The sequence below is a fragment of the Streptomyces sp. NPDC060209 genome (genome assembly GCF_042728155.1).
Lineage (GTDB): Bacteria > Actinomycetota > Actinomycetes > Streptomycetales > Streptomycetaceae > Streptomyces.
In genome coordinates this window covers 17,439-36,658 of the sequence record NZ_JBHWZS010000025.1, presented here as the reverse complement: position 1 = coordinate 36,658, position 19,220 = coordinate 17,439, and the positions used below count along the sequence as shown (strand labels likewise).

Annotated in this window: 21 protein-coding genes and 1 pseudogene; 16 read left to right on the top strand and 6 right to left on the bottom strand. The window is 69.2% G+C overall.

Features of this window, described 5'->3' with window-relative positions; translation table 11 throughout:
- Window positions 1-6 precede the first annotated feature (6 nt).
- The 13 genes and pseudogenes from ACFWFI_RS07795 (at window position 7) to ACFWFI_RS07735 (ending at window position 11,662) form a co-directional block, all read left to right on the top strand.
- Complete coding sequence (locus ACFWFI_RS07795) at window positions 7-1,281, top strand: AAA family ATPase (RefSeq protein WP_387386848.1); 1,275 nt, start codon at window positions 7-9, stop codon at window positions 1,279-1,281.
- A complete protein-coding gene (locus ACFWFI_RS07790; protein ID WP_387386845.1) occupies window positions 1,281-1,694 on the top strand; it encodes a TadE/TadG family type IV pilus assembly protein in 414 nt (137 codons plus the stop codon). Before ACFWFI_RS07795 ends, ACFWFI_RS07790 begins: the two co-directional genes overlap by 1 nt.
- A gap of 6 nt (window positions 1,695-1,700) precedes the next feature.
- Window positions 1,701-2,096: a TadE/TadG family type IV pilus assembly protein gene (locus tag ACFWFI_RS07785; RefSeq protein WP_387386842.1), complete on the top strand. Its 396-nt coding sequence runs from the start codon at window positions 1,701-1,703 to the stop codon at window positions 2,094-2,096.
- A 31-nt stretch (window positions 2,097-2,127) separates the two neighbouring features.
- Entirely contained in the window at window positions 2,128-3,465 is a 1,338-nt protein-coding gene (locus tag ACFWFI_RS07780) for a CpaF family protein (protein ID WP_387386839.1), read from the top strand.
- 11 nt (window positions 3,466-3,476) lie between these two features.
- A complete protein-coding gene (locus ACFWFI_RS07775) occupies window positions 3,477-4,412 on the top strand; it encodes a type II secretion system F family protein (RefSeq protein WP_387386837.1) in 936 nt (311 codons plus the stop codon).
- Between the two features lie 13 nt (window positions 4,413-4,425).
- The gene (locus ACFWFI_RS07770; RefSeq protein WP_387386835.1) at window positions 4,426-5,313 is read left to right on the top strand and encodes a DUF5936 domain-containing protein; all 888 of its coding nucleotides are present in this window, start codon (window positions 4,426-4,428) and stop codon (window positions 5,311-5,313) included.
- 11 nt (window positions 5,314-5,324) lie between these two features.
- A complete protein-coding gene (locus tag ACFWFI_RS07765; RefSeq protein WP_387386832.1) occupies window positions 5,325-6,638 on the top strand; it encodes a sensor histidine kinase in 1,314 nt (437 codons plus the stop codon).
- 119 nt (window positions 6,639-6,757) lie between these two features.
- Window positions 6,758-7,894, top strand: coding sequence for a response regulator (locus ACFWFI_RS07760; RefSeq protein WP_387386829.1), 1,137 nt, complete (start codon window positions 6,758-6,760; stop codon window positions 7,892-7,894).
- Between the two features lie 224 nt (window positions 7,895-8,118).
- Window positions 8,119-8,349 (top strand): hypothetical protein, encoded by a 231-nt coding sequence (locus ACFWFI_RS07755; RefSeq protein WP_387386828.1) that lies wholly within the window; start codon window positions 8,119-8,121, stop codon window positions 8,347-8,349.
- Between the two features lie 35 nt (window positions 8,350-8,384).
- A pseudogene (locus ACFWFI_RS07750) lies at window positions 8,385-8,996 on the top strand (pilus assembly protein TadG-related protein); the annotation flags it as partial.
- 27 nt (window positions 8,997-9,023) lie between these two features.
- On the top strand, window positions 9,024-9,611 hold the full coding sequence (locus ACFWFI_RS07745; protein WP_387386886.1) for a hypothetical protein: 588 nt from the start codon (window positions 9,024-9,026) through the stop codon (window positions 9,609-9,611).
- An 8-nt stretch (window positions 9,612-9,619) separates the two neighbouring features.
- A complete protein-coding gene (locus ACFWFI_RS07740; protein WP_387386884.1) occupies window positions 9,620-10,270 on the top strand; it encodes an OmpA family protein in 651 nt (216 codons plus the stop codon).
- A 99-nt stretch (window positions 10,271-10,369) separates the two neighbouring features.
- Window positions 10,370-11,662, top strand: coding sequence for a hypothetical protein (locus tag ACFWFI_RS07735; protein WP_387386826.1), 1,293 nt, complete (start codon window positions 10,370-10,372; stop codon window positions 11,660-11,662).
- Here the strand turns inward: ACFWFI_RS07735 and ACFWFI_RS07730 are convergent.
- Window positions 11,650-11,841, bottom strand: a complete 192-nt coding sequence (locus ACFWFI_RS07730; RefSeq protein WP_387386823.1) for a hypothetical protein — start codon at window positions 11,839-11,841, stop codon at window positions 11,650-11,652. The two genes, ACFWFI_RS07735 and ACFWFI_RS07730, sit on opposite strands and share 13 nt — an antisense overlap.
- Before the next feature lie 11 nt (window positions 11,842-11,852).
- Window positions 11,853-12,704, bottom strand: a complete 852-nt coding sequence (locus tag ACFWFI_RS07725) for a helix-turn-helix domain-containing protein (protein WP_387386821.1) — start codon at window positions 12,702-12,704, stop codon at window positions 11,853-11,855.
- A gap of 451 nt (window positions 12,705-13,155) precedes the next feature.
- On the opposite strand from ACFWFI_RS07725, the gene ACFWFI_RS07720 reads away from it, so the two are divergent.
- From ACFWFI_RS07720 to ACFWFI_RS07710, 3 genes are all read left to right on the top strand, one after another.
- On the top strand, window positions 13,156-13,476 hold the full coding sequence (locus tag ACFWFI_RS07720) for an ATP-binding protein (RefSeq protein ID WP_387386819.1): 321 nt from the start codon (window positions 13,156-13,158) through the stop codon (window positions 13,474-13,476).
- A gap of 135 nt (window positions 13,477-13,611) precedes the next feature.
- Window positions 13,612-14,154: a hypothetical protein gene (locus ACFWFI_RS07715; RefSeq protein WP_387386817.1), complete on the top strand. Its 543-nt coding sequence runs from the start codon at window positions 13,612-13,614 to the stop codon at window positions 14,152-14,154.
- Between the two features lie 172 nt (window positions 14,155-14,326).
- Window positions 14,327-14,830, top strand: coding sequence for a DUF3885 domain-containing protein (locus ACFWFI_RS07710; protein ID WP_387386815.1), 504 nt, complete (start codon window positions 14,327-14,329; stop codon window positions 14,828-14,830).
- A 40-nt stretch (window positions 14,831-14,870) separates the two neighbouring features.
- Here ACFWFI_RS07710 and ACFWFI_RS07705 read toward each other — a convergent pair whose 3' ends face one another.
- From ACFWFI_RS07705 to ACFWFI_RS07690, 4 genes are all read right to left on the bottom strand, one after another.
- On the bottom strand, window positions 14,871-15,791 hold the full coding sequence (locus ACFWFI_RS07705) for a hypothetical protein (protein ID WP_387386813.1): 921 nt from the start codon (window positions 15,789-15,791) through the stop codon (window positions 14,871-14,873).
- Window positions 15,792-15,910: 119 nt separating this feature from the next.
- Window positions 15,911-16,354, bottom strand: coding sequence for a DUF3592 domain-containing protein (locus ACFWFI_RS07700; RefSeq protein ID WP_387386811.1), 444 nt, complete (start codon window positions 16,352-16,354; stop codon window positions 15,911-15,913).
- Between the two features lie 20 nt (window positions 16,355-16,374).
- Window positions 16,375-16,956, bottom strand: coding sequence for a hypothetical protein (locus ACFWFI_RS07695; protein ID WP_387386809.1), 582 nt, complete (start codon window positions 16,954-16,956; stop codon window positions 16,375-16,377).
- A gap of 20 nt (window positions 16,957-16,976) precedes the next feature.
- Window positions 16,977-18,980 carry a hypothetical protein gene (locus ACFWFI_RS07690; protein ID WP_387386806.1) on the bottom strand — a complete coding sequence of 668 codons (2,004 nt, stop codon included), beginning with the start codon at window positions 18,978-18,980 and terminating at the stop codon, window positions 16,977-16,979.
- Between the last annotated feature and the right edge of the window lie 240 nt (window positions 18,981-19,220).

The following is a 19,220-nucleotide window of genomic DNA, read 5'->3' as shown; positions in this document are numbered from 1 at the left end:
GCTGGGATGACCACCAGAATCCTCCCGGCAGTCGGTGACGCCGACGCGGCCAGGTCCGTGACCACCCTGCTCAGCCAGCTCCCCGACGCCGAGCCGGCGGCTCCGGCCGGTGACTCGACACAGCTCATCGACACACTCGCCCGCCTCGCGAGCGAGTCCATCGAGGAACTGCCCGAGGTCGTACTGGTTCATGAGCGGATCGGCCCGGTGCCCGCCCTGGAACTGATCCGGGAGGTTTCCCTGCGCTTCCCCGCCGTAGGGGTCGTGCTGATCACCGCCGACGCGAGCCAAGTCCTGTTCGCCGCCGCCATGGATGCCGGGGCACGGGGCCTGGTCACCCTCCCGCTGAGCTACGAGGAACTCGCCAACCGGGTCCAGGCCGCCGCCCAGTGGTCCACCGGCGTACGGCGCCACCTCGGAGCGAGCGGTGATGTGTTCACCGGCCCCGGCGGCACCGTCGTCACCGTCACCGGCGCCAAGGGCGGCGTAGGGGCCACCGTGACGGCCGTCCAGCTGGCACTCGCGGCACAGGCTTCGGGCCGTACGGCCGCACTCGTCGACCTGGACCTCCAGACCGGCGACATCGCCGCCTATCTCGACGTGCAGTTCCGGCGTTCCGTGGTCGACCTGGCAGCCATCACCGACATATCACCGAGGGTCCTCTCGGACGCCGTCTTCTCGCACGACACGGGCTTGGCGCTGCTGCTGGCGCCCGGGGAGGGTGAACGCGGTGAGGAGGTCAGTGACCGCTCCGCCCGCCAGATCGTCAGCGCCCTGCGCTCGCGCTACGAGGTCGTCGTCATCGACTGCGGAAGCCAGATGAACGGTGCCAACGCCGCGGCGATCGAAATGGCCGACACCGCCGTGCTGGTGACGACCCCGGACGTCGTCGCCGTGCGTGGCGCCAAGCGCATCGTGCGGATGTGGGACCGGCTCCAGATCCGCAAGGCCGAGGAGACGGTCACACTCGTCAACCGCTTCAACCGCAACACGGAGATCCAGCCGCCCCTGATCCAGCGGATCACCGGCACCCGGATGGCGGGCACGGCGGTACCGGCGAACTTCAAGGAGCTCCAGGGAGCGGTCGACTCCGGCCGGATGCACGAACTGGACCCACGCTCCACCGTGAAACAGGCCCTGTGGGCCCTGGCGGGAGAGCTCGGACTCGTGAAGCCTTCGCAAGGAGCGGAGTCGCGCGGCGGCATGCTGCGCGGCGACAGGGGCTCGATCGGGGGCCGCCGGCGCAAGGGCGGCACGACCAGCGGGGGAGGCCGACAGTGATGAGGAACAGGGGAGAACCGGGCCGGATACGGGCACGGCTGAGAAACGACCGGGGACAGCTGAGCGTCGAGTTCACCGGGATGGTGCCGATCATCCTGGTGACGCTGGTGCTGCTCTGGCAGGCGGTGCTGGTGGGCTACACCTTCACCCTGGCGAGCGGCGCGGCGGACGAAGGCGTACGCAAAGCCGTTGCCTCGGGCGCCTGGGACCGGCGGAGCCGGTGCGAGGCGGCCGTGTACGAACGGCTCCCGAGCGCCTGGGAAGGGCCTGCGGAGATCCGCGAGTGCGGGTCCGAGGGGAGCGACATGGTCAAGGCCACCGTCAGGCTGAAGGCCCCCGTCCTGTTCCCGGGCTTCGCCAGCCTCCCCATCCCCGTCGAGGCAACGGCCGGCGCGGCCGCGGAAGGGAAGTGACGTGTCATGGCGCCCGTACGCATCCCACGCGCGGCCGCATCGAGAGCAGGCAGGGGCCGGGACCGCGGCTCGACCGCCATCGAGTACCTGGGCTTCCTCCCCATCCTCATACTCATCGGCCTCGCCGGCATTCAGCTCGGCCTGATCGCCTACACCGCGCAGCAGGCGGGCACCGGAGCCAGGGCCGCCGCTCGTACCGCCGCGCAGGAGGACGTCTCCGGGTCCTACGAACGGGTCGGAAGGGCATCCATGACCGGCTGGGTCGCCGACCGGGCCCGGATCTCGCCGCCGGTCCGTGGCGACGCGATCACGGTCAAGGTCACCGTCGCCATCCCGGACGTCCTGCTCGGCCTGCTCGGTGACCGGACCGTCGAGAAGTCCGCCACCATGCCGCGCGACTGAGCTCACCCATCCCATCCGAGGAGTACCACTCATGAGCCTGCGGGCACGCATCACCGCCCCCGAGGAGCGCGGAGGGGGACGGGAGGACGGCCATCTGGTCGCCACGTACCGCGCGAAGCTCCTCGAGGAGATCGACCTCGCGGAGATGTCCTCGCTGGCCGCCGCCGACCGGCGGGCCCGACTGGAACGCGTCCTCGGCCACATCATCAGCCGTGAGGGCCCGGTCCTCTCCACGGTCGAACGCTCCCAGCTCATCCGCCGGGTCGTCGACGAGGCGCTCGGGCTCGGTGTCCTGGAACCGCTCCTGGAGGACGCCTCCATCACGGAGATCATGGTCAACGGCCCCGACCAGATCTTCGTCGAACGGGCGGGCAGGGTCGAACAGCTCCCGATGCGCTTCGCCAGCCACGAGCAGCTCATGCAGACGATCGAGCGCATCGTCTCCACGGTCAACCGGCGCGTGGACGAGGCCAACCCGATGGTCGACGCCCGTCTGCCCAGCGGTGAGCGCGTCAACGTCATCATTCCGCCGCTCTCGCTCACCGGTGCGACGCTCACCATCCGGCGCTTCCCCAGGTCCTTCTCGCTCCAGGAGATGATCGGCTTCGGCTCGCTGGACCAGCAGATGCTGCTGCTGCTCGCCGCCCTCGTCCAGGCCAAATTCAATGTGATCGTCTCCGGGGCCACGGGTACGGGGAAGACCACTCTGCTCAACGCGCTCTCCGGACTCATCCCTGAGGGCGAACGCATCGTGACCATCGAGGACTCCGCCGAGCTCCAGCTCCAGCAGGGTCACGTGATCCGGCTCGAAACCCGCCCGGCGAACGTGGAGGGCAAGGGCCAGGTCACCATCCGCGACCTGGTGCGCAACTCCTTGCGCATGCGCCCCGACCGCATCGTCGTCGGTGAGGTCCGAGGCGGTGAATCGCTCGACATGCTCCAGGCGATGTCGACCGGGCACGACGGTTCACTGGCCACCGTCCACGCCAACAGCGCGGAGGACGCGCTGATGCGACTCCAGACCCTTGCGTCGATGTCCGAGATCAAGATCCCTTTCGAGGCCCTGCACGACCAGATCAACAGCGCCGTGGACGTGATCGTCCAGCTGACCCGGCACGCCGACGGCACCAGGAAGGTCACGGAGATCGCGGTGCTCGACTCGCACGGGCGTGACCCCTACAAGATCGTCACCATCGCCCGGTTCAACGGCCGGCCGATGGGGACCGACGGTGTGATCCACGGCGAGTTCCAGGCCCTCCCGCTCCCGCGACGTATCGCCGACCGGCTCTACATGGCCGGACAGCCGATCCCCCAGGCCTACGGGGTCGCTCCGTCAGACGAATACCTCGCCACCCGAGAGGCCAGATAGGTACCCCCGACATGGACAACCTCGCACCGCTCACCATCGGCGTCACGCTGCTGTGCTGCGTCCTCGGCGTCCTTGGCCTGCACGCGTACAACTCGGGCAAGGCCCAGCGCGAAGCCCTCGTCGACCGGCTCTCCTCGACCGGGCAGATCGAGATGGGCCCGCAGCGCCGCTTCCGGACGCTCGACCGCCGGCTGCGCCGTACGAAACTGGGCAAGAGGATCGAGCTGAAGCTCGCGGCCACCGGTCTCGACGTCACCCCGGGCGAATACCTCGTCTACATCGTGGCCTCGGTAGCGGCTCTGTGGCTGATCGCCGCCTCCGTCCTGGCCTCGTTCTTCGGACCGCTCGCCGGAATCGCCGCGATCTGGGGCGCCAACACCTTCCTGAACTGGCACCGCACCAAACGCACCGAGGCCTTCATCAGCCAGCTGCCGGAGATCTCCAGGGTGCTGGCCAACGCCACCCAGGCCGGCCTCTCCCTGCGCACCTCCATCGCCATGGCCGCCGATGAACTCGAAGCCCCCGCAGGCGACGAACTCCGCATCGTCGCCGACCAGCTGGGGGTGGGCCGCACGCTCGACGACTCGCTGGACGAGCTCGCCACCCGCCTGCCGTCCCGCGAACTGGTCGTGCTCGTGGCCACCCTGATCCTCTCCAACCGGGCCGGCGGCCAAGTGGTCTCCTCGCTGCGCAACCTCACCATCACCCTGGAGGAGCGCAAGGAGACCCGGCGCGAGGTCCGCACCCAGCTCTCGCAGATCAACGCCACCGCGTACGCCGTCCCGGCCATCGGCGTCGGCGCGATGCTCCTCGTCAACGCGATCCTCCCCGGAGCGCTCGACCGGATGACGGGATCGGTCGTCGGCCAGATCGCCGTCATCGTCTCGCTCGGCCTCTACACCGTCGGGTTCATCGCCATCCGCCGCATTTCCAAGATCGATATCTGAGGAGGGGACCGGTATGGAACTGCTGCTCGCTCTCGTCGTCGGCCTCAGTGTGTTCGGCGTCTTCAAGGGTGTACGGATGTACCGCGCCGAGGCCACCCTCCCCGGTGACCTCGCGCTCGCCCTGGAAGTGGGCTCGACCCGCACCACCGCGGTGGGCTCCGGCATCGACCGGCTCGGAATGCGCTGGGCACCACTGGTGCTCCGCCTGATGGGGCCGAAGAAGGTCACCGAGAAGCGCCGCAAGATCGACATGGCCGGCAACCCCGGCGGGCTCACCATCGACCGCTACGCCGCCCGCCGGGCCGTCTACAGCGTCCTCGGAGGATTCACCGCCTTCGTGATGCTCACCAGCGGCCAGTTCTTCATGGCCCTCCTCATGGTCGCCTTCGGCCTCTTCTGGGGCGAGGTCGGCATCTGGGCCGCCGTACGCAAGCGCAGGGACGACATCGACCGCACGCTTCCCGACTTCCTGGACGTCCTCGCCGTCGTCGTCTCCGCCGGACTCGGCTTCCGCCAGGCACTGGACCGGGTGTCGGAGAAGTACAAGGGCCCATGGGCCGACGAACTGCGCATCACCCTGCGGCAGATGGACATGGGCGTCAGCCGCCGCCAGGCCTTCGACGAACTGCGCAAGCGTAACGACTCCGAACAGGTCGCCATGTTCGTCACCGCTCTCCAGCAGGGTGAGGAACTCGGCGCGCCGATCGTGGACACCCTCATCGCCATCGCGAACGACATGCGCCGCACCGACGCGCAGAACGCCAGGCGCAAGGCGGCCAAGGCGGTCCCCAAGGCCACCCTGATGGTGACCACGTTCATGATCCCGGCGACCGTGCTCCTCATGGGCGCCGCCATGCTGCTCGGATCCGGCACCGACTTCGGATCCCTGACGGGGGAGTGAGCGGCCGGCCGATGACCATCTCCCTGCAGCCGGGACCGGAACCCGCGGACTCCCGCCACACCCTGTCCACCCCGGTGGGCCCGGCACCCACGGTGTCGATCCAGGTCAACGCCCTCCAGGCGCTGGCCCGGCAGGTGTTCCTCTTCCGGCTCGCCATGATCGCCATCGGCACCCCGCAGGCGCTCGGCAACAGCGCCCCCGGCCTCGCCGGCTGGCTGGTGGGATCGGCCGTCCTGGTGACCTTCGTCGGCTCGTACGCCCTCTACCGCGACTGGGAGCGCTTCGGGCCGCTCCTGGTGCGCTACCCGCTGCTCCTGGGCGTCGACACCGTCTTCGGCGCGCTGCTCCTGTTCACCGCCACCCCCGAATCGACCCTCGGCTACGCGGTCGTCTGCACCCCGCTGCTCGCCGGACTCCTCTACGGCTGGCGGGTCGCCGGTGTCTTCGCCGTCGTACAGAGCCTGATCCTGGCAGCGGCCTACGGCGCCGACAACCGCCCACAGACGAGCCTGGCCGAGGTGCTCCTCCTCCCCGGATTCTGCGTCCTCGCAGGAGCCGTCGGCGTCGCCCTGCGCAACCTGATGCTCCGTGTCGGTGCCGCCAGCCAGGCACTGACCGAGACCCGGGCCCGCCTCGCCGTCAGCGTGGCCGTCGAGGACGAACGCGCACGGCTCGCCCGAGAGATGCACGACTCCGTCGCCAAGACCCTGCACGGCCTGGCCCTCGCAGCCGACGGCCTGGCGCGCTCCTCCGACCGGATGGACCCGCGCACCGTCAGACACCAGGCAGAGCTGGTAGCCAGGTCCGCCCGCCGGGCTGCCGCCGAATCCCGTGAGCTCCTCTCCGACCTGCGCCGCGAATCCGGCCTGGACGGCGGCGTGGACATCGTCACCGAACTGAGGGCCAGGACGGAGGATTTCACCCGACGCCACGGAATGAACACTGTGTTCCGCACCCTCAGTGAAACGCCTGTACCCCTGGTCCCCCAGGTCGTCGCCAGACAACTGCTCACCGTCGCCTCCGAGGCGATGGAGAACGCCAACCGGCACGCCCACCCCACCTACCTCGTCGTCCTCGCGGGCATCAAGGGCGACGTCCTGCGCGTCAGCGTGTACGACGACGGTCAGGGTCTGCCCGCAGGCATCACACTCGACGACCTGAGGCGGGCCGGCCACTTCGGGCTCGTCGGCATGGTCGAACGCGCGGCCTCCATCGGCGCGCGCATCCGCATCGGCAAGGGACGGGCGGCCAAGGGCACCGAGGTACGCGTGGAACTGCCGACCGCCGCTCTGATCCCGGCCCGGACGACGGCCTCGGACCCGTAACCGCATCGGTAGTCGGTACGCGGGCCGAACCGCTCCTGCTCCACCGCTTCTGCTCCACCGCTCCTGCTTTACCGCTCCCCGCACCTTCGTCCCCACGACACCTGAGAGGAGGTCGCAGAATGCAGGACGACGTATCCCGCGCGTCGGGCCAGGACTGGGCGGCACAGCACCACGCCTCCCAGCACACGTCCTCGCACCGCACTCCGCTCAGCACGGAAGTCAGCTCCCCCGCATTCCCGGCCACCCAGCCCCCGCCGGGCCATCAGCAGGCCTCGGCAGCCGAACCATCCGCGACATCCGCCGGATCGGCCTCGGCGCCCCAGCCAATGCCCGCGTTCCCCGCCGCCCCAGACAGTCCAGCCCCCGGGCCCCTGCGGGTCGTCGTCGCGGACGACAACCCCGTCGTTCGGGCGGGACTCGGGGTCCTGCTCAGCGGCCGCGTGGACATCGAGGTCGTGGCCGAGGCCGCGGACGGGCGCGAAGCCTACGAAGCCGCTGTACGCCACCGGCCGGACGTCATCCTGCTCGACGTGCGCATGCCCGGAGTGGACGGCCTCTCCGCCTTGCCGCACCTGGTGCAGGTTGCACCCGTGATGATGCTGACGTACAGCCGCGAGAGCGACATCGTGCACGAGGCACTGCGTCTGGGCGCGGGCGGCTACCTGGTGCACGGCGAGTTCACCGCGGATGAACTCGTGCAGTCCGTACGCGACACGAAGAGCGGCCGGGCCCCCTTCACCGCAACAGCGGCCAAGGCGCTGCTCGCCCATATGCGCCAAGGGGCGGACCGGCAGCCGAGGCAACTCCCGGAGGGGCTCGGAACGGCCCTGACGACAGGCGTTCCGCCCCACGGCCCCGGCTCCGTGGCGCAGCCACCGGGCGCCGGTGCCTACGACGCACAGGCCCCCGCGCGGCCTCCGGCGCAACCGGCAGGACATTCGCAAAGCCTTTCGCAACTGCAACCTGTTGTGGCACAGTCTTCGACTGACGGGGGACCCAACAGACAGCAGGCGCCCAACGGGCGTCCGTACGACCTCAGTTCGAGGGAGGTGGAGGTCATGGAGCTCATCTCTTCGGGCATGAGCAACCAGCAGATCGCCGCCACCTGCTTCATCAGCGAGAAGACAGTCAAGAACCACATCAACAGGATCTTCACCAAGCTGCACAGCGGCAGCCGTAGTGAGGCGATAGCCCGATGGCTCGGCACGGCGCCGGGGTCGGGACCTGGAGCGAGGGGGACAGGCAGCCATGGCTGAACGGGGGAGGAGCCCCGGCACGGGGGTGCGCGCAGGAAGATGGGCCCAACGACCGCTTTGGGCCCGGGTTTGGGCCCTGGGGCCCTCCGCCGGACGGGCCGTCCCGTCGTACATTTCTCATGTCGCCGACGGAACCGGCCAGGAGGAAGCCGGTCCCAGAAGCGGCACCACAGAGACATACGCGTCGGCCGGCCATCGGTCGGCCGGACCCGGAGGGGAACACCATGAGCAACCTGATGCTGAAGGCTTCCGTCAACGCCAAGGTCTGGGCGAACACTTCGGTGGAGCGCATGAAGGCCCGGGCCCAGGCGGACCGGGGGCAGGGCGCGGTGGAGTACCTGGGCATCATCGTGGTGGTCGTGGCGCTCATCGCGGCGCTCATGCTGACGAACATCGGCACGACGATCGGAACTGCCATCACCGGGCAGATCAACAAGATCACTGGCGGCAAGTAGAAGCCAGACAGAGGTGCGAGGCAGGGCAGGCTTTCCCCATCTACATCATGGTGGTGGCGGGCCTGCTCTTCCTTGCGTTCGCCTACTTTGCCGTCGGCCAGGCATCGATGAAGAAGAACGAGGCCCAGACCGCCGCTGACGCGGCTGCGCTCGCGGCGGCGACGGACGCGCGAGACGCGTGGAAATGGCCCGGGGCCTTCGACCTCAAGGAGTGGGACGACCTGCTGGGCGGGCGCGGAGCTTTTTCGGGTTCCTGCGATGCCGCCGGCCGGCTGGCGGCCGACAACGATGCCCACATCCGCGAGAACGATTGCTATGCGGAGGACTGGCCAGAGGTCTCGTACACCGTCACGGTCGAGACGAACAAGCCCGTCGGCGACTCGGTGATCGCCAGTACGACGACGACGAAGGCCACGGCTACCGCACGAGCGGTGATCGAGCCGCGCTGCCGTATCGAAGAGGACACACGTCCCGCGCCGAGCCCTCCGACGGATGACGACGAGGGCGACACGGATGAGTCCGAGGAGCGGAAGGCGTACAAAGCCGTCTGCGATGACGAAGACTTGGACTTCGACATCGACCCGAAGAACCTCAAGCTCCTGCCGGACCTGGCAGACCTGTTCTCCGTCCACCTGGCCGACAAGTAGATGAACGACACCGAGAGGACCACGCCGATGCGTGCAGCCATGACCCGGATTCGCTTCAAGGGGGCCGCTGTGGCGGCTGCCTCTGTAGCCATGGCTGTCGTGCTGACGGCGTGTGGCGGCGACGGGGGGTCGGACGACTCGGAGGGAAAGACCAAAGAACCGTCCACTTCCTCCGACAGCAAGAAGAGTGAGGCGCCGGGGCCCGAGGCAGAGGATGAGAGCCAGGTGCTTGCCACGATCAAGGGCAAGGACGGCGTTGAGGTCACTGTCAGCTCGGCCAAGCGTGAATCCGGAGGGTTCGTCACCGTCAAGGGGCGGGTGAAGAACGGATCGGAGCAGATCTGGGCTGCTGCCGGCTGGCAAGGGCTTGAGCAGGAACTCGTGAACAACGGCGCATCCATGGCGGGCGCGACCTTGGTGGACCAGGTCGGGAAGAAGCGCTATCTGATCCTGCGTGACACTGACGGCCGTTGCCTGTGCACGAAGTTCGAGGGACTTGAGCCGGATGCCGAGGCACCGTTCTTCGCCCAGTTCCCCGCCCCGCCTCAGGCGACCACCGAAGTCGACCTCCAGATCCCGACCATGCCCACCGCGTCGATCAAGATCTCCGGGTGATGACCACCATGCAGCCACCCACCCCCACCCCACACACATCACGAGGCGCGCTGCGCCGCCGCGTCGGACTCTGCGTCGCGGCAACCGTGGTCCTCGGCACGTCAACGCTCTGGGGAGCCGCCTCCGCGACGGCGGACGACAATCCCACGGCCGTGCCCAGTGCCTCGCCGCCCATCGAGATCGACGCGAACTCGCCCGGGCTGATGCTCGGCGACGGCGCGACCCTCGGCGATGTCCGCGTCCTCGACATCAAATCCGTCGTCGAGGATCTGGGCGGGGAGGAACGCCGCGAGGACACCAACGTGGACATCACCTTCGCCCTCCAGGCCGAGGTCCTCTTCGGCAAGGACAGCGCGAAGCTGAGCGGTGAGGCCAACGCCCGCATCACCGCGATCGCGCAGGAGATCAAGAACCAGAACGCCACCAAGGTCCGAGTCTTCGGCTTCACCGACAACCTCGGCTCCTCCGCCCACGGTGACGTCCTCTCCAAGGAGCGGGCCAACGCGGTGCAGGGAGTACTGTCCCCGGGGCTCCCGAACGTCATCTTCGAGATCCGTGGCTACGGGGAGCAGTACCCGATCGCGAGCAACGAGACCGAAGAAGGCCGTAAGAAGAACCGGCGTGTGGAGGTCACCTTCCAGCGCACCGGCAGCTCGTAGAGCCGGTGGACAGCCCCGGGGGCTCGGTGCCGTGACCATTCGGTCAGGGGCACCGAGCCCTCGTGTGAACGGTTCCCAGTGTCGGAGGAGAAGAGCGGAATGATGTCGAGGCCCGGAGGCGGTGCGCTCGTCGGAGTGGCAGCGCTGCTCTGCGTACTGCTGCTGCCGGGCACCGCAGCGGCACACCTGCGCGCGGACGATGCTCCGGGAGGCGCCTCCTCGTACCGGCCTGCGCAGGGGGCGCTGCCAGTCACCGGCACGGAGTCGAGTGCGGACGGGCCCCAGCTGGAGCGGGCGAAGATCTACTCCGACACCATCGGCCCGGGCGAGAAGAAGTACTACCGGGTCCGGCTGGACGAGACCTCCAACGCGTTCGTCTCCACCGTGCTCGCCCCGCCCCCGGGTACCAAGAGCGGCATCCTCGACGGGATCCAGCTGTCCTTGACGTCGGCTGACGGAACGCCGTGCAGTTCCAGTCCGGCCATGTACTTCGGGGGCGACACCACACGTCCGATCGCGGGCTACGCGTCGCGTCGCATCGGGGACGACAGCACTGCCTGCCGGCAGGCCGGCGACTACCTCTACACCGTGGCATGGGCGGGCCCGCAGACCAGCGGCGCTGCCAAGTGGCCCATCGAGCTGACCTACATGGCCGAACCCGGGCTCAAGCCCGGTGCGGCGGAGCCCCAGGCGCCGACCTCATGGAGCTCGAAAGCACCGTCCGCGGGCGGCGAGGGCACTCCGCAGAAGGTGAATGGCGGTACGGGGTTCAACGACGCGGTAGCCGTTGACGACGGGACCTGGAGGGACGACCTCCGGCCCGGAGACAGCCGGTTCTACAAGGTGCCGGTCGCCTGGGGGCAGCAGCTCTTCCTGCGGGCCCAGTTGGCCAACTCGACGTCGGGCAGCTCGGCCTTCTCCGCCAACGGGCTTCGCCTGGCGCTGTACAACACCGCTCGTGGCCTCGTCTCCGACAAGAGCACCGGCTATACGGGTACCCCTACCGGAGTCGATCTCGGCACAGCCCCGGCTGCCTACGCGAACCGGTTCGCGAGGGCCTCGGACGGGGAGTCGGCCATGCGGTTCGAGGGCTGGTACTACATTCAGGTGAGCCTCGACCCCAAGGTGTCCAGCAGTGTTCCCATGACGTTGAACGTCGGCCTGGAGGGAACGGCGCAGCAGGGCCCACCGTACGACGGCGATGCGGAAGCGGCAGGCTTCGGCCTCGGCAGCACGGGTTCCGGCAGCGGTGAGGCCCTCACGATGCGCGCGATCGGCTTCGCCGGGATCGGCACCGGAACCGTGCTGGTCCTGGGCCTGGGCGCCTGGCAGCTCCTGAGCCGTCGCAGGCGCCCGGTGGCCGGGGATGCGGACGCCGCCTACAGCAGGTGATCGGCCTTGCCGGCCTTGATGTCCCGGATCATCTGCTGGAGGGCCTCGCGGCTGTCGGTGAGGTAACGATCCTCCGCCCCCACGAGGGCGATGTAGCCGTTCCCTTTTGTGTCGGTGCCTATCCGGAAGCAGGAGTTTCCTTCTCCGCAGAACGGCTCTTCCCACTGCACTTCGGACATCCGTCTTCTCCTCAGAGTCGCCGTGTGATGGTGTGAATGACGTCCCGCGAATCATCGGGTGACAGAGCAATCCGCTCCATCCAGTCCAGATGAGCCCTGTACTTGGCCAACTGGGTCTGCGAGTGGACGAAAAGCGGACCGTGCGAGTTGTCGATCTGTACGGTGTCCAGTTGCGGGGCCGCGCCCTCCGCGTACAACACCGTTTGCCCCGCGCCGGGAAACTCTCCTGCTGCGAAGGGGATGACGAGCAACCTGACGCTGGGGTGCTCGGATTTCTTGAGCAGGTTCCCGAGCTGGGCTTGCGCCACCGCGCGACCGCCGAACTGCATACGCAGGGCCGCCTCGTGGACGATGGCGGTGTAGGAAGGCGGCGAGTCGCCGTCAAGCACGCCTTGACGTTCCACCCGGTGGGCCAGGCGCAGTGTGATCTCCCGCTCCGGCAGTTGCGGAATGACGACTCGGAACAGGGCGAGAGCGTGGTCGGTCGTCTGGAGAAGGCCAGGCATATGCATCGCGTAGGCGGCTCGCATCCGGAGGGCGTGGGCCTCCAACTCGGCGATGTCGAAGAGTCCCTGGGGCAGCGTGCCCCGGTACTTCTCCCACCATCCTCGGCTCGAGGGCTGTGCCATCTCGACGAGCGCGTCGATGTACTCACGGTCGGTGCAGCCGCAGTTGTGGGCCAAGGTGCGCAGGCGATCCGGGCTGATGGGCCGCGCACCCGCCTCGATGTTCGAGATCTTGCCGCGATCGACGCCCAGGAGCCCGGCCGCGGACTCGGCCGAGACGCCGGCCGACGTGCGCAGTATCCGCAGCTCTGCCCCGAGGCGCTTCTGCCGTTCAGTAGGGGCCGTCCTCGCTGCCATGCCGTTCCTCTCCGCGTGCGGTCACCGGCAGTCTGCCGCCTGTGCATGTGACTCATCCTCGAAAGGGTTCAGTTCTCCTTTCGTGGGGGCAATTTTGCCCCCTCGTGACTACATTGAGTACCGCACCGCACACGCTGCGCCAAGTCGAAGTGCATCGCGCCGCCCTGCCCGCACCTCCTGCCCTGGGAGGGGCAGGTCCGCGTCAGAGAGACAGGCCACAACTCGGCCGCAGCAGCGGCGACCGTCAACTCAGCCCCGTACCCGGGAGTCAGCCATGCGCCCGTACTCGCCACCACCCCAACGCACCGCTCTGTGTCCCGCGAGGTCACTACGGCCCGCCCCGCACCTCGAGCCGCCGAGCCCCCGCCCGCACCGAGGGCTCGTCCTGAGCCTCACGCTGCCGGGTGACCCACGCAGTGCGGCGGTCGGGAGGCACGCGGTCACGGCCGCGTTGTCCACGTACGGGCTGCGCTCCCACGGGTGGCCGGCCACGCTCGCCGTCACCGAGCTGATCGCCGTCAACGCGGCGCTCACGCCCGGCCGCGAGCTCTACCTCTCGCTGCGACACCGTGACGACGCCCTCCGTCTCGTCGTCTGGGACCAGCACCCCCGCCACGCCGATCCGGACACCCTCGCCCTCTGCGAGGTCCGGCGTCGGCGGGCCCTCTGGCTGCTGGCGGCCGTCGTCGACGACTGGGGCGGTGACTGGGGCGTCGGCGAGGCCCGGCCACCCCATCAGGGGGTGAAGTCCTGGGTCCTCCTCCCGCAATGACGCGGGGACTCGCTGAAGGGCCGTTGGGATGTCACGGACGGATTGTGGCCCGGGATGTCCGGTATGGGTGTCATTGACTTCTCCGCGACTGGGGGGCCGTGGGTCGTGGGTGCGGTTGTTGGGTATCTCGGGGGCATGGGGACCGTGCCGGGGGATCGTTCCGAGCCGACTGCCGCAGACGCGCACATACGACACCTCCGCGCGGAGGTCGAGAAGATCGTCGGCGAGGCGAGCATCGGGGCCAGGAGGGCGCAGCGGCGTAGCAAGCTGTGGAACGCGACGTACCTGTTCCTCGGCTTCCCGGCAGCGGTTCTCGCGGGGATCTCCGGTGCCGCGGGGCTCGCCTCCGCCGGGGCGCGCGTGCCGGCGGCCGTTCTCGCCCTCCTGGCGGCGGGCTTTTCGGCCGGGGCGACCTTCCTGCGTGCCGATGTACGGCAGACGGCGAACCTCCGCAGGCGATATGCGTGGCAGCAACTGGAGACCCAGGCCAGGTTGGTACTCGCGCATGAGGCCTATGTGGGCGTTCGGGAGCTGCACGCGGCGCTCATCAGGCTGGTCGAGCTCCGGGCCGCCGTCCCGTCCAGTGCTCTCGTGCTGATCGAACAGCAGGGACCGGCACCGCAGTTGCCGACACAGTCGATGCCGACGATCAGCCCTCCTGATCCCGGAGCGCCGTGATCGCGCGGGCCGGGCTGTGCGTGCGGTATTCCGTGGCGGCCGAGGGCGAGGACCGGCACCATGGTGGCCGGCAGGTGCGGACGCGGGAGGGTGAGTGGCGCGGGTGGCCGGGGATGCGCGGGCGGCAGTGCTGACGGAGCTGTGGGAGCGGCGATGGCCGCTCTGTCCCCCCGTGGGGTACAAGCTGCGTGACCCCTACCGCGACGTGTGGATACGGTTCCACAGCCTGCCGGAGTCGAAGCGGTACGCGGAGGACGAGAGCGAGTACGGCATCCTCCTGGAGCGGTACAACACCGTCCTGGACCAGCTGTTCGCCGGTGGTGACGTGTATGTGATCACGCCCGTGTGGGCGACCGAGCCGTCGGCCCCGACTCACCGGCCGGATGCCAACTACTGGCGGAGCCTGCTGGTGGAGGACGATCCCGACCCCGAGTTCCGCACGTACTGCCACCTCTTCGCCGCCCGCAGGCCATGGCGGCACGGCTGCATCGACGCGACGCTCCGTGATGTGGCCGACGACAAGGTGGGGGGCGTCCTCATCACCGACACCGCGATGCGACGCATCCATCACCCCTATGACGGAGGTGCGGATGTCTTCCTCGCCACGCCCGAGGAGCGGGACCGGTTGCGGGACCGGTACGCCACCTGGCTCTCCAGCCACCCGGAGGGCCTCTGAGCGGACCGGGCCGCGGGCGGGCGCTCCCGGCGATTCCACCTCACGCCGGCACCGTGCTCGCCAGCGCCGCGCGGATCTCGCTGATCATGCGGTCGGGTGTGCGGAAGACCGTCACGGCGGGGAAGCGGAGGATCAGCCGGACTCCGGGGCAGGCGCTCAGCGCGTTGAAGCGGTCCAGGTCGCGGCGGTGGGCGCCACGGCCGCCGTGGTAGGCATAGCCCTCGATCTCCACCACCACGCCCTCCCGTACGAAGAGGAAGTCGGCCCGGATCCGGCGGCCCGCGGGGGTCAGCAGTTCCGCCTGGCTGAGCGGGTGCAGGCCGGCATCGTGCATGCGTAGCCGGGCCACCGTCTCGGCGGGTGAGCCGCTCTGCGGATCGGCCAGTGCGAGCCATCCTTGCGCCCGCGGCAAGCGGTGGCGGCGGGTGGGGTGCGTCGCACAGGCGGCGGTCAGCAGGTCGGTGGTGACCAGGCGTGCACGGCGGATTCCGCCCACCACGCGGGGACTCAGCGCGGAGTCCACAGCGACCAGCGCCGCGTCCCTCGGACCGGACAGGAGCAGGTCGCGCAGGGTACGCAGCGGAGTGGTGGCCCGCAGCCCGCGGCGTGCGCAGATCTCGGCGGGGGTGAGAAACGTACGGTGCACCGTGAAGCCGTGGCGTCGACCGGTGGTGCTGGCCGGGTCGGTGAACTCCAGTGCTTCCCGGAGGAGTTCGATCAGGTGGAGTGACGCCGCGGCGCCATGGCTGAGGGTGTGGCCCGGGTGCAGTATCTGTACGGCGCGGGCCTTCACCCACGGTGTCAGCTCGACGCCGGGCGCCGCCCAGGCCCCCGTCACCACGCGCTGCCAGCGCCCCGCGTGCAGCGATCGGCTCAGCTGCCGTGCTTCCACACCGGCGGCGACGACCTCCCGGGTGAGTAGAAGGCCCCACCGGGCGAAGTGCTGAAGGTTCCCCGTCATGGAGAGAGGATGCCTCGCGGGCCGGATTGCTGCCTGGGCCTGTGGATAACCGGGGCCGTCGCGATGCGGGGGAGGGTGCCGACGCCGGCCGGAACGGCCTGCCTGCACGACGGACGCGCTCAGCTCACCGTCGCCGCGAACGCGACAAGCAGCCCCAGCGAGAACAGCCCGAGCACCGTGGCGAACACCGCCGGCATCAGCACCGGCCCCCATGCGCCGGGTCCCGCCACAGTGGCCCGCCGGTCCGGGGCCGCCGGGTCGTAGGTCACGCGCACCGGCGCCCCGACCTCGAAGCCGAAGGGACCGGGGGCATGGTCCGTGAACTCGACCTCACTGCCGTCCGGGGTGCGGAAGGCGAAGACGTACTCGGTGCGGTAGCGGTTCTCCGTCCCGGATCCGCGGTCCACCACGCGCCGGTCCGAACACCGGCCCTCGATTCGTTCGCCGTGCCGGACCAGCCGCAGCACGCGGAAGAGCCGGAGGCCGGAGCGGACCGCGAACGCGCCGAGGAACAGGCCGAACAGCAGCAGGAAGGTGGCCGTGCCACCGGGCAGTGCGTCCATGAACGAGGCTCCGGTACGGGTTACTTGACGGTGATGGACTCGACGAACGAGTCGAGGTCCGCCGGACTCAGCGCGTCCTTCACCGCATTGATCCGGATGGCGAACGGTACGTCCTTCGAGTCGACGCCGGCCACCACGACGCCTGTCATCCGAGTCCCCTTCGCCGGGGTCGACTCCTCGCCCGTCGACGTGAACTCGTAGTCGATCCGACGCGCTTCACGGGCGCTCTCCTCACCCGCGAGTCGCACGTCCTGGGTGTCCTTACGGGTCGCTCCGAGGCCGATGCCGGCGCCGGCCGCGGCGGCGGCCTCACCGGCGTCGCTGACGCCCGTGGCGAAGTTCAGCTGGACCGAGACCATGCCGGTGCGCACCCCCTTGTCCTCCTTGAGCGCGACCGCCGCGTTGGCCTTGCTCCGCTCGGTGGCGGGCTGCGGGGCGTACCCCTCGTCCTCGGGGTAGCCGACGGACACGCTCTTCGTGTCGAGCGTGCCCCAGCCGTCCGGGACCGTCGCGGCGTCCGTGCCGCCGCAGCCGCTGAGCAGCGTCAGGCCGAGGGTGGCGGCGACGGCCGCGCCGAGCGCCCTGGAGTTCGTCAACGTCATCGCCTCTTCGTCGCGCGTGTTCACTGCGCGCAGTAGCTGTACGGGAGGTACGTGCGCTTGTCACCCTGCGGAGCTCCGAGGAACTGCGCGTCCGTCAGTGTCTCCTTCTTGTGCTCGTCGGAGATCGAGAATCCGAGGCTCATACCCAGGGAGACCTCGAAGCCGAACTCCTGGGCGTCGGTCTCGCCGTGGTACTGCATCGTGCTGGACAGGCCGTCCTGGAACATGAGCTGCTCGAAGGGGTCGGTCCCGGCGGGCTTCTTCTGCAGAGAGTTGTCGCCGAACATGTACTCGAACGGGGCGGTGTTGTTGCCGGATCCGTCGAGCCACTCCTCGGCGAGGGAGCGCTTGGCCTCGGTGATCTTGTCGGTCTCCTTGCCGAAGACGATCGAGTTCGTCTGCACCTCGATGCCCGTGTCCCCGGAGGAGTCGGTCACGCTGCCCTTGCCGCCGCGCTTGTCCTTGTCCTTCTTGCCGTTGTCGCCGCCGGCCTCGCCCTTGTCGGACGTCGAGGTCTTCTCCACCGTTTTCGTCATGTCGATCCGGACGATCTTCCCGGACTCCTGGTCGCGGGTGACGGTGATGGCCCCGGTGTGGGTGTCCTTGGCGCCGGCGGTGCCGCCCAGCGGACCGGCGTTGCCGCCCACCTTGCCCTCGATCTCGAGCTTGGCGGTGTAGGTGTACGACTCGTTGCCGTTGACGTCGTCCTTGGTGATCGTCACGTCCGGCGAGAACTTGGCCTTGCCGCCCAGCTTGGCTCCGAGCTTGGTGTCGTCGCCCGGCTTGATGGAGAGACCGCCGTCCGCGTACAGGTTGATGCCCAGGGTCGAGTAGGAGATCTTCTTGTCGCCGATCTTCTTCTCGATGTCCTCCTTCTTGTCGGCCCACTTCATGCCGGAGTACCAGCCGCTGCCGTAACTGCCGCTGTGCTTCATCGAGGTTTCCCACATCTTCATTTCCTCGATGTCGTCCCGCATCTTCTGGGCGTCCGCCTCGCTCTTGAACACCCAGGTGTCACCGTTGGTGATCTTGATGCCGCCGCCGATGTCGACATCGGCCTTGCCCAGGCTGCCGAGCTTGACGCCGGGGGTGCTGGCGTTGAGGCCCGCGGACGCGGCGTCGGTGAACGTCATGTAGACGAGCTTGTCGTTCTCGTCGACCTTTCCGTCCTCGTTCACATCGGTGTTGGCCTGGGCGACCTTCTGCTGGAAGCCGTACTCCTCGCCCCATTCGAACCAGCCGATCTTGACCTTCCCGCCGGCGGTGTCGGAGATGTTGGAGACCTGGCAGAGCCTGGGTTCGTAGTCGGCGTCGGTCTTCGGCGTCGCCGTCCCGTCCCCGCCCGTCGTGCACCCGCTGCCGTCCCCGGTGAGCGTGCTGATGGCGCAGCGGATGCGTTCCCCGATCCGGCCTCCGATCCCCGCCATGGCGAGCGCGCCGACCAGCGCGACGATCAGGACGACGACGCCGAGGTACTCGGTCGCCGTGGCGCCGCTGTCACGCCAGTTGTACGAGCGTGTGTACGACGGGGGAGCGGAACGCGAATCGCCCCGGTCCTCGAAGAGGCGGTCCAGAGCCACCCCGACGGCCGCGCCGGTGACCATGGCCACGGCCGGCATCAGGAGGCCTTCGGTGCCCACGACGTCCCACGCCACGGCATAGCCGTACGCGAGTCCGGCGACGGGGACGACGAGCGAGCCGAGGAGGTACAGGCGGCGGGATTCCCGGTGCCGGTCGGGAAGGGAGCGGGCGGCCGCCAGGACCGTCAGTGCGGTCACGAGGACGCTGGGCAGGTGCAGCAGGGCCAGTCGCCAGCCGAACTGTTCGAGCCGTTCGTCGGTGGCGAGAGTCTCGACGAGCATTCGCGCCATCAGGAACCCGGCGATGACGTAGGCGAGGGCGCCGGCCGCCCAGCTACGGCTCAGGGGGAAGAACCAGCCGCCCCCGCCGCCACCCGGCCCGCTGGCGGTGCCCGGCGGTATATGGCCCGGGACTCTGCCTCCCCAGTCGCTGCCACCGCTCACGGTTCACCCTCTCGCCGACACCTGCCTTCTGGCCCCTCGGGGGTGAATGTACGGCCGGCAACCGCGTTCGACCTGGGCCCTGGGCCCCAAAGAAGGGCCCAACTCCGGTCACGGTCAGGCCGGTCGGGGGCCGCTGCGGTCAGCGGCGCGCGACGCACCGACCGCCCGGCGTGCGAGGCGCTTCGACCGTTGGGCCCGTGGGCCCACGACGGTGAGGAGAGCGCCCGCGCCGGGTGTCAG

Bases quoted from the DNA above. Each gene is read 5' to 3' on its own strand.
- ACFWFI_RS07760 (WP_387386829.1), top strand. From the start codon at position 6,758: ATGCAGGACGACGTATCCCGCGCGTCGGGCCAGGACTGGGCGGCACAG.
- ACFWFI_RS07755 (WP_387386828.1), top strand. From the start codon at position 8,119: ATGAGCAACCTGATGCTGAAGGCTTCCGTCAACGCCAAGGTCTGGGCG.
- ACFWFI_RS07695 (WP_387386809.1), bottom strand. From the start codon at position 16,956: ATGACGTTGACGAACTCCAGGGCGCTCGGCGCGGCCGTCGCCGCCACC.
- ACFWFI_RS07730 (WP_387386823.1), bottom strand. From the start codon at position 11,841: ATGTCCGAAGTGCAGTGGGAAGAGCCGTTCTGCGGAGAAGGAAACTCC.
- ACFWFI_RS07765 (WP_387386832.1), top strand. From the start codon at position 5,325: ATGACCATCTCCCTGCAGCCGGGACCGGAACCCGCGGACTCCCGCCAC.
- ACFWFI_RS07735 (WP_387386826.1), top strand. From the start codon at position 10,370: ATGATGTCGAGGCCCGGAGGCGGTGCGCTCGTCGGAGTGGCAGCGCTG.
- ACFWFI_RS07780 (WP_387386839.1), top strand. From the start codon at position 2,128: ATGAGCCTGCGGGCACGCATCACCGCCCCCGAGGAGCGCGGAGGGGGA.
- ACFWFI_RS07740 (WP_387386884.1), top strand. From the start codon at position 9,620: ATGCAGCCACCCACCCCCACCCCACACACATCACGAGGCGCGCTGCGC.
- ACFWFI_RS07705 (WP_387386813.1), bottom strand. From the start codon at position 15,791: ATGACGGGGAACCTTCAGCACTTCGCCCGGTGGGGCCTTCTACTCACC.
- ACFWFI_RS07775 (WP_387386837.1), top strand. From the start codon at position 3,477: ATGGACAACCTCGCACCGCTCACCATCGGCGTCACGCTGCTGTGCTGC.
- ACFWFI_RS07745 (WP_387386886.1), top strand. From the start codon at position 9,024: ATGCGTGCAGCCATGACCCGGATTCGCTTCAAGGGGGCCGCTGTGGCG.
- ACFWFI_RS07790 (WP_387386845.1), top strand. From the start codon at position 1,281: ATGAGGAACAGGGGAGAACCGGGCCGGATACGGGCACGGCTGAGAAAC.
- ACFWFI_RS07785 (WP_387386842.1), top strand. From the start codon at position 1,701: ATGGCGCCCGTACGCATCCCACGCGCGGCCGCATCGAGAGCAGGCAGG.
- ACFWFI_RS07700 (WP_387386811.1), bottom strand. From the start codon at position 16,354: ATGGACGCACTGCCCGGTGGCACGGCCACCTTCCTGCTGCTGTTCGGC.
- ACFWFI_RS07795 (WP_387386848.1), top strand. From the start codon at position 7: ATGACCACCAGAATCCTCCCGGCAGTCGGTGACGCCGACGCGGCCAGG.
- ACFWFI_RS07725 (WP_387386821.1), bottom strand. From the start codon at position 12,704: ATGGCAGCGAGGACGGCCCCTACTGAACGGCAGAAGCGCCTCGGGGCA.
- ACFWFI_RS07715 (WP_387386817.1), top strand. From the start codon at position 13,612: ATGGGGACCGTGCCGGGGGATCGTTCCGAGCCGACTGCCGCAGACGCG.
- ACFWFI_RS07770 (WP_387386835.1), top strand. From the start codon at position 4,426: ATGGAACTGCTGCTCGCTCTCGTCGTCGGCCTCAGTGTGTTCGGCGTC.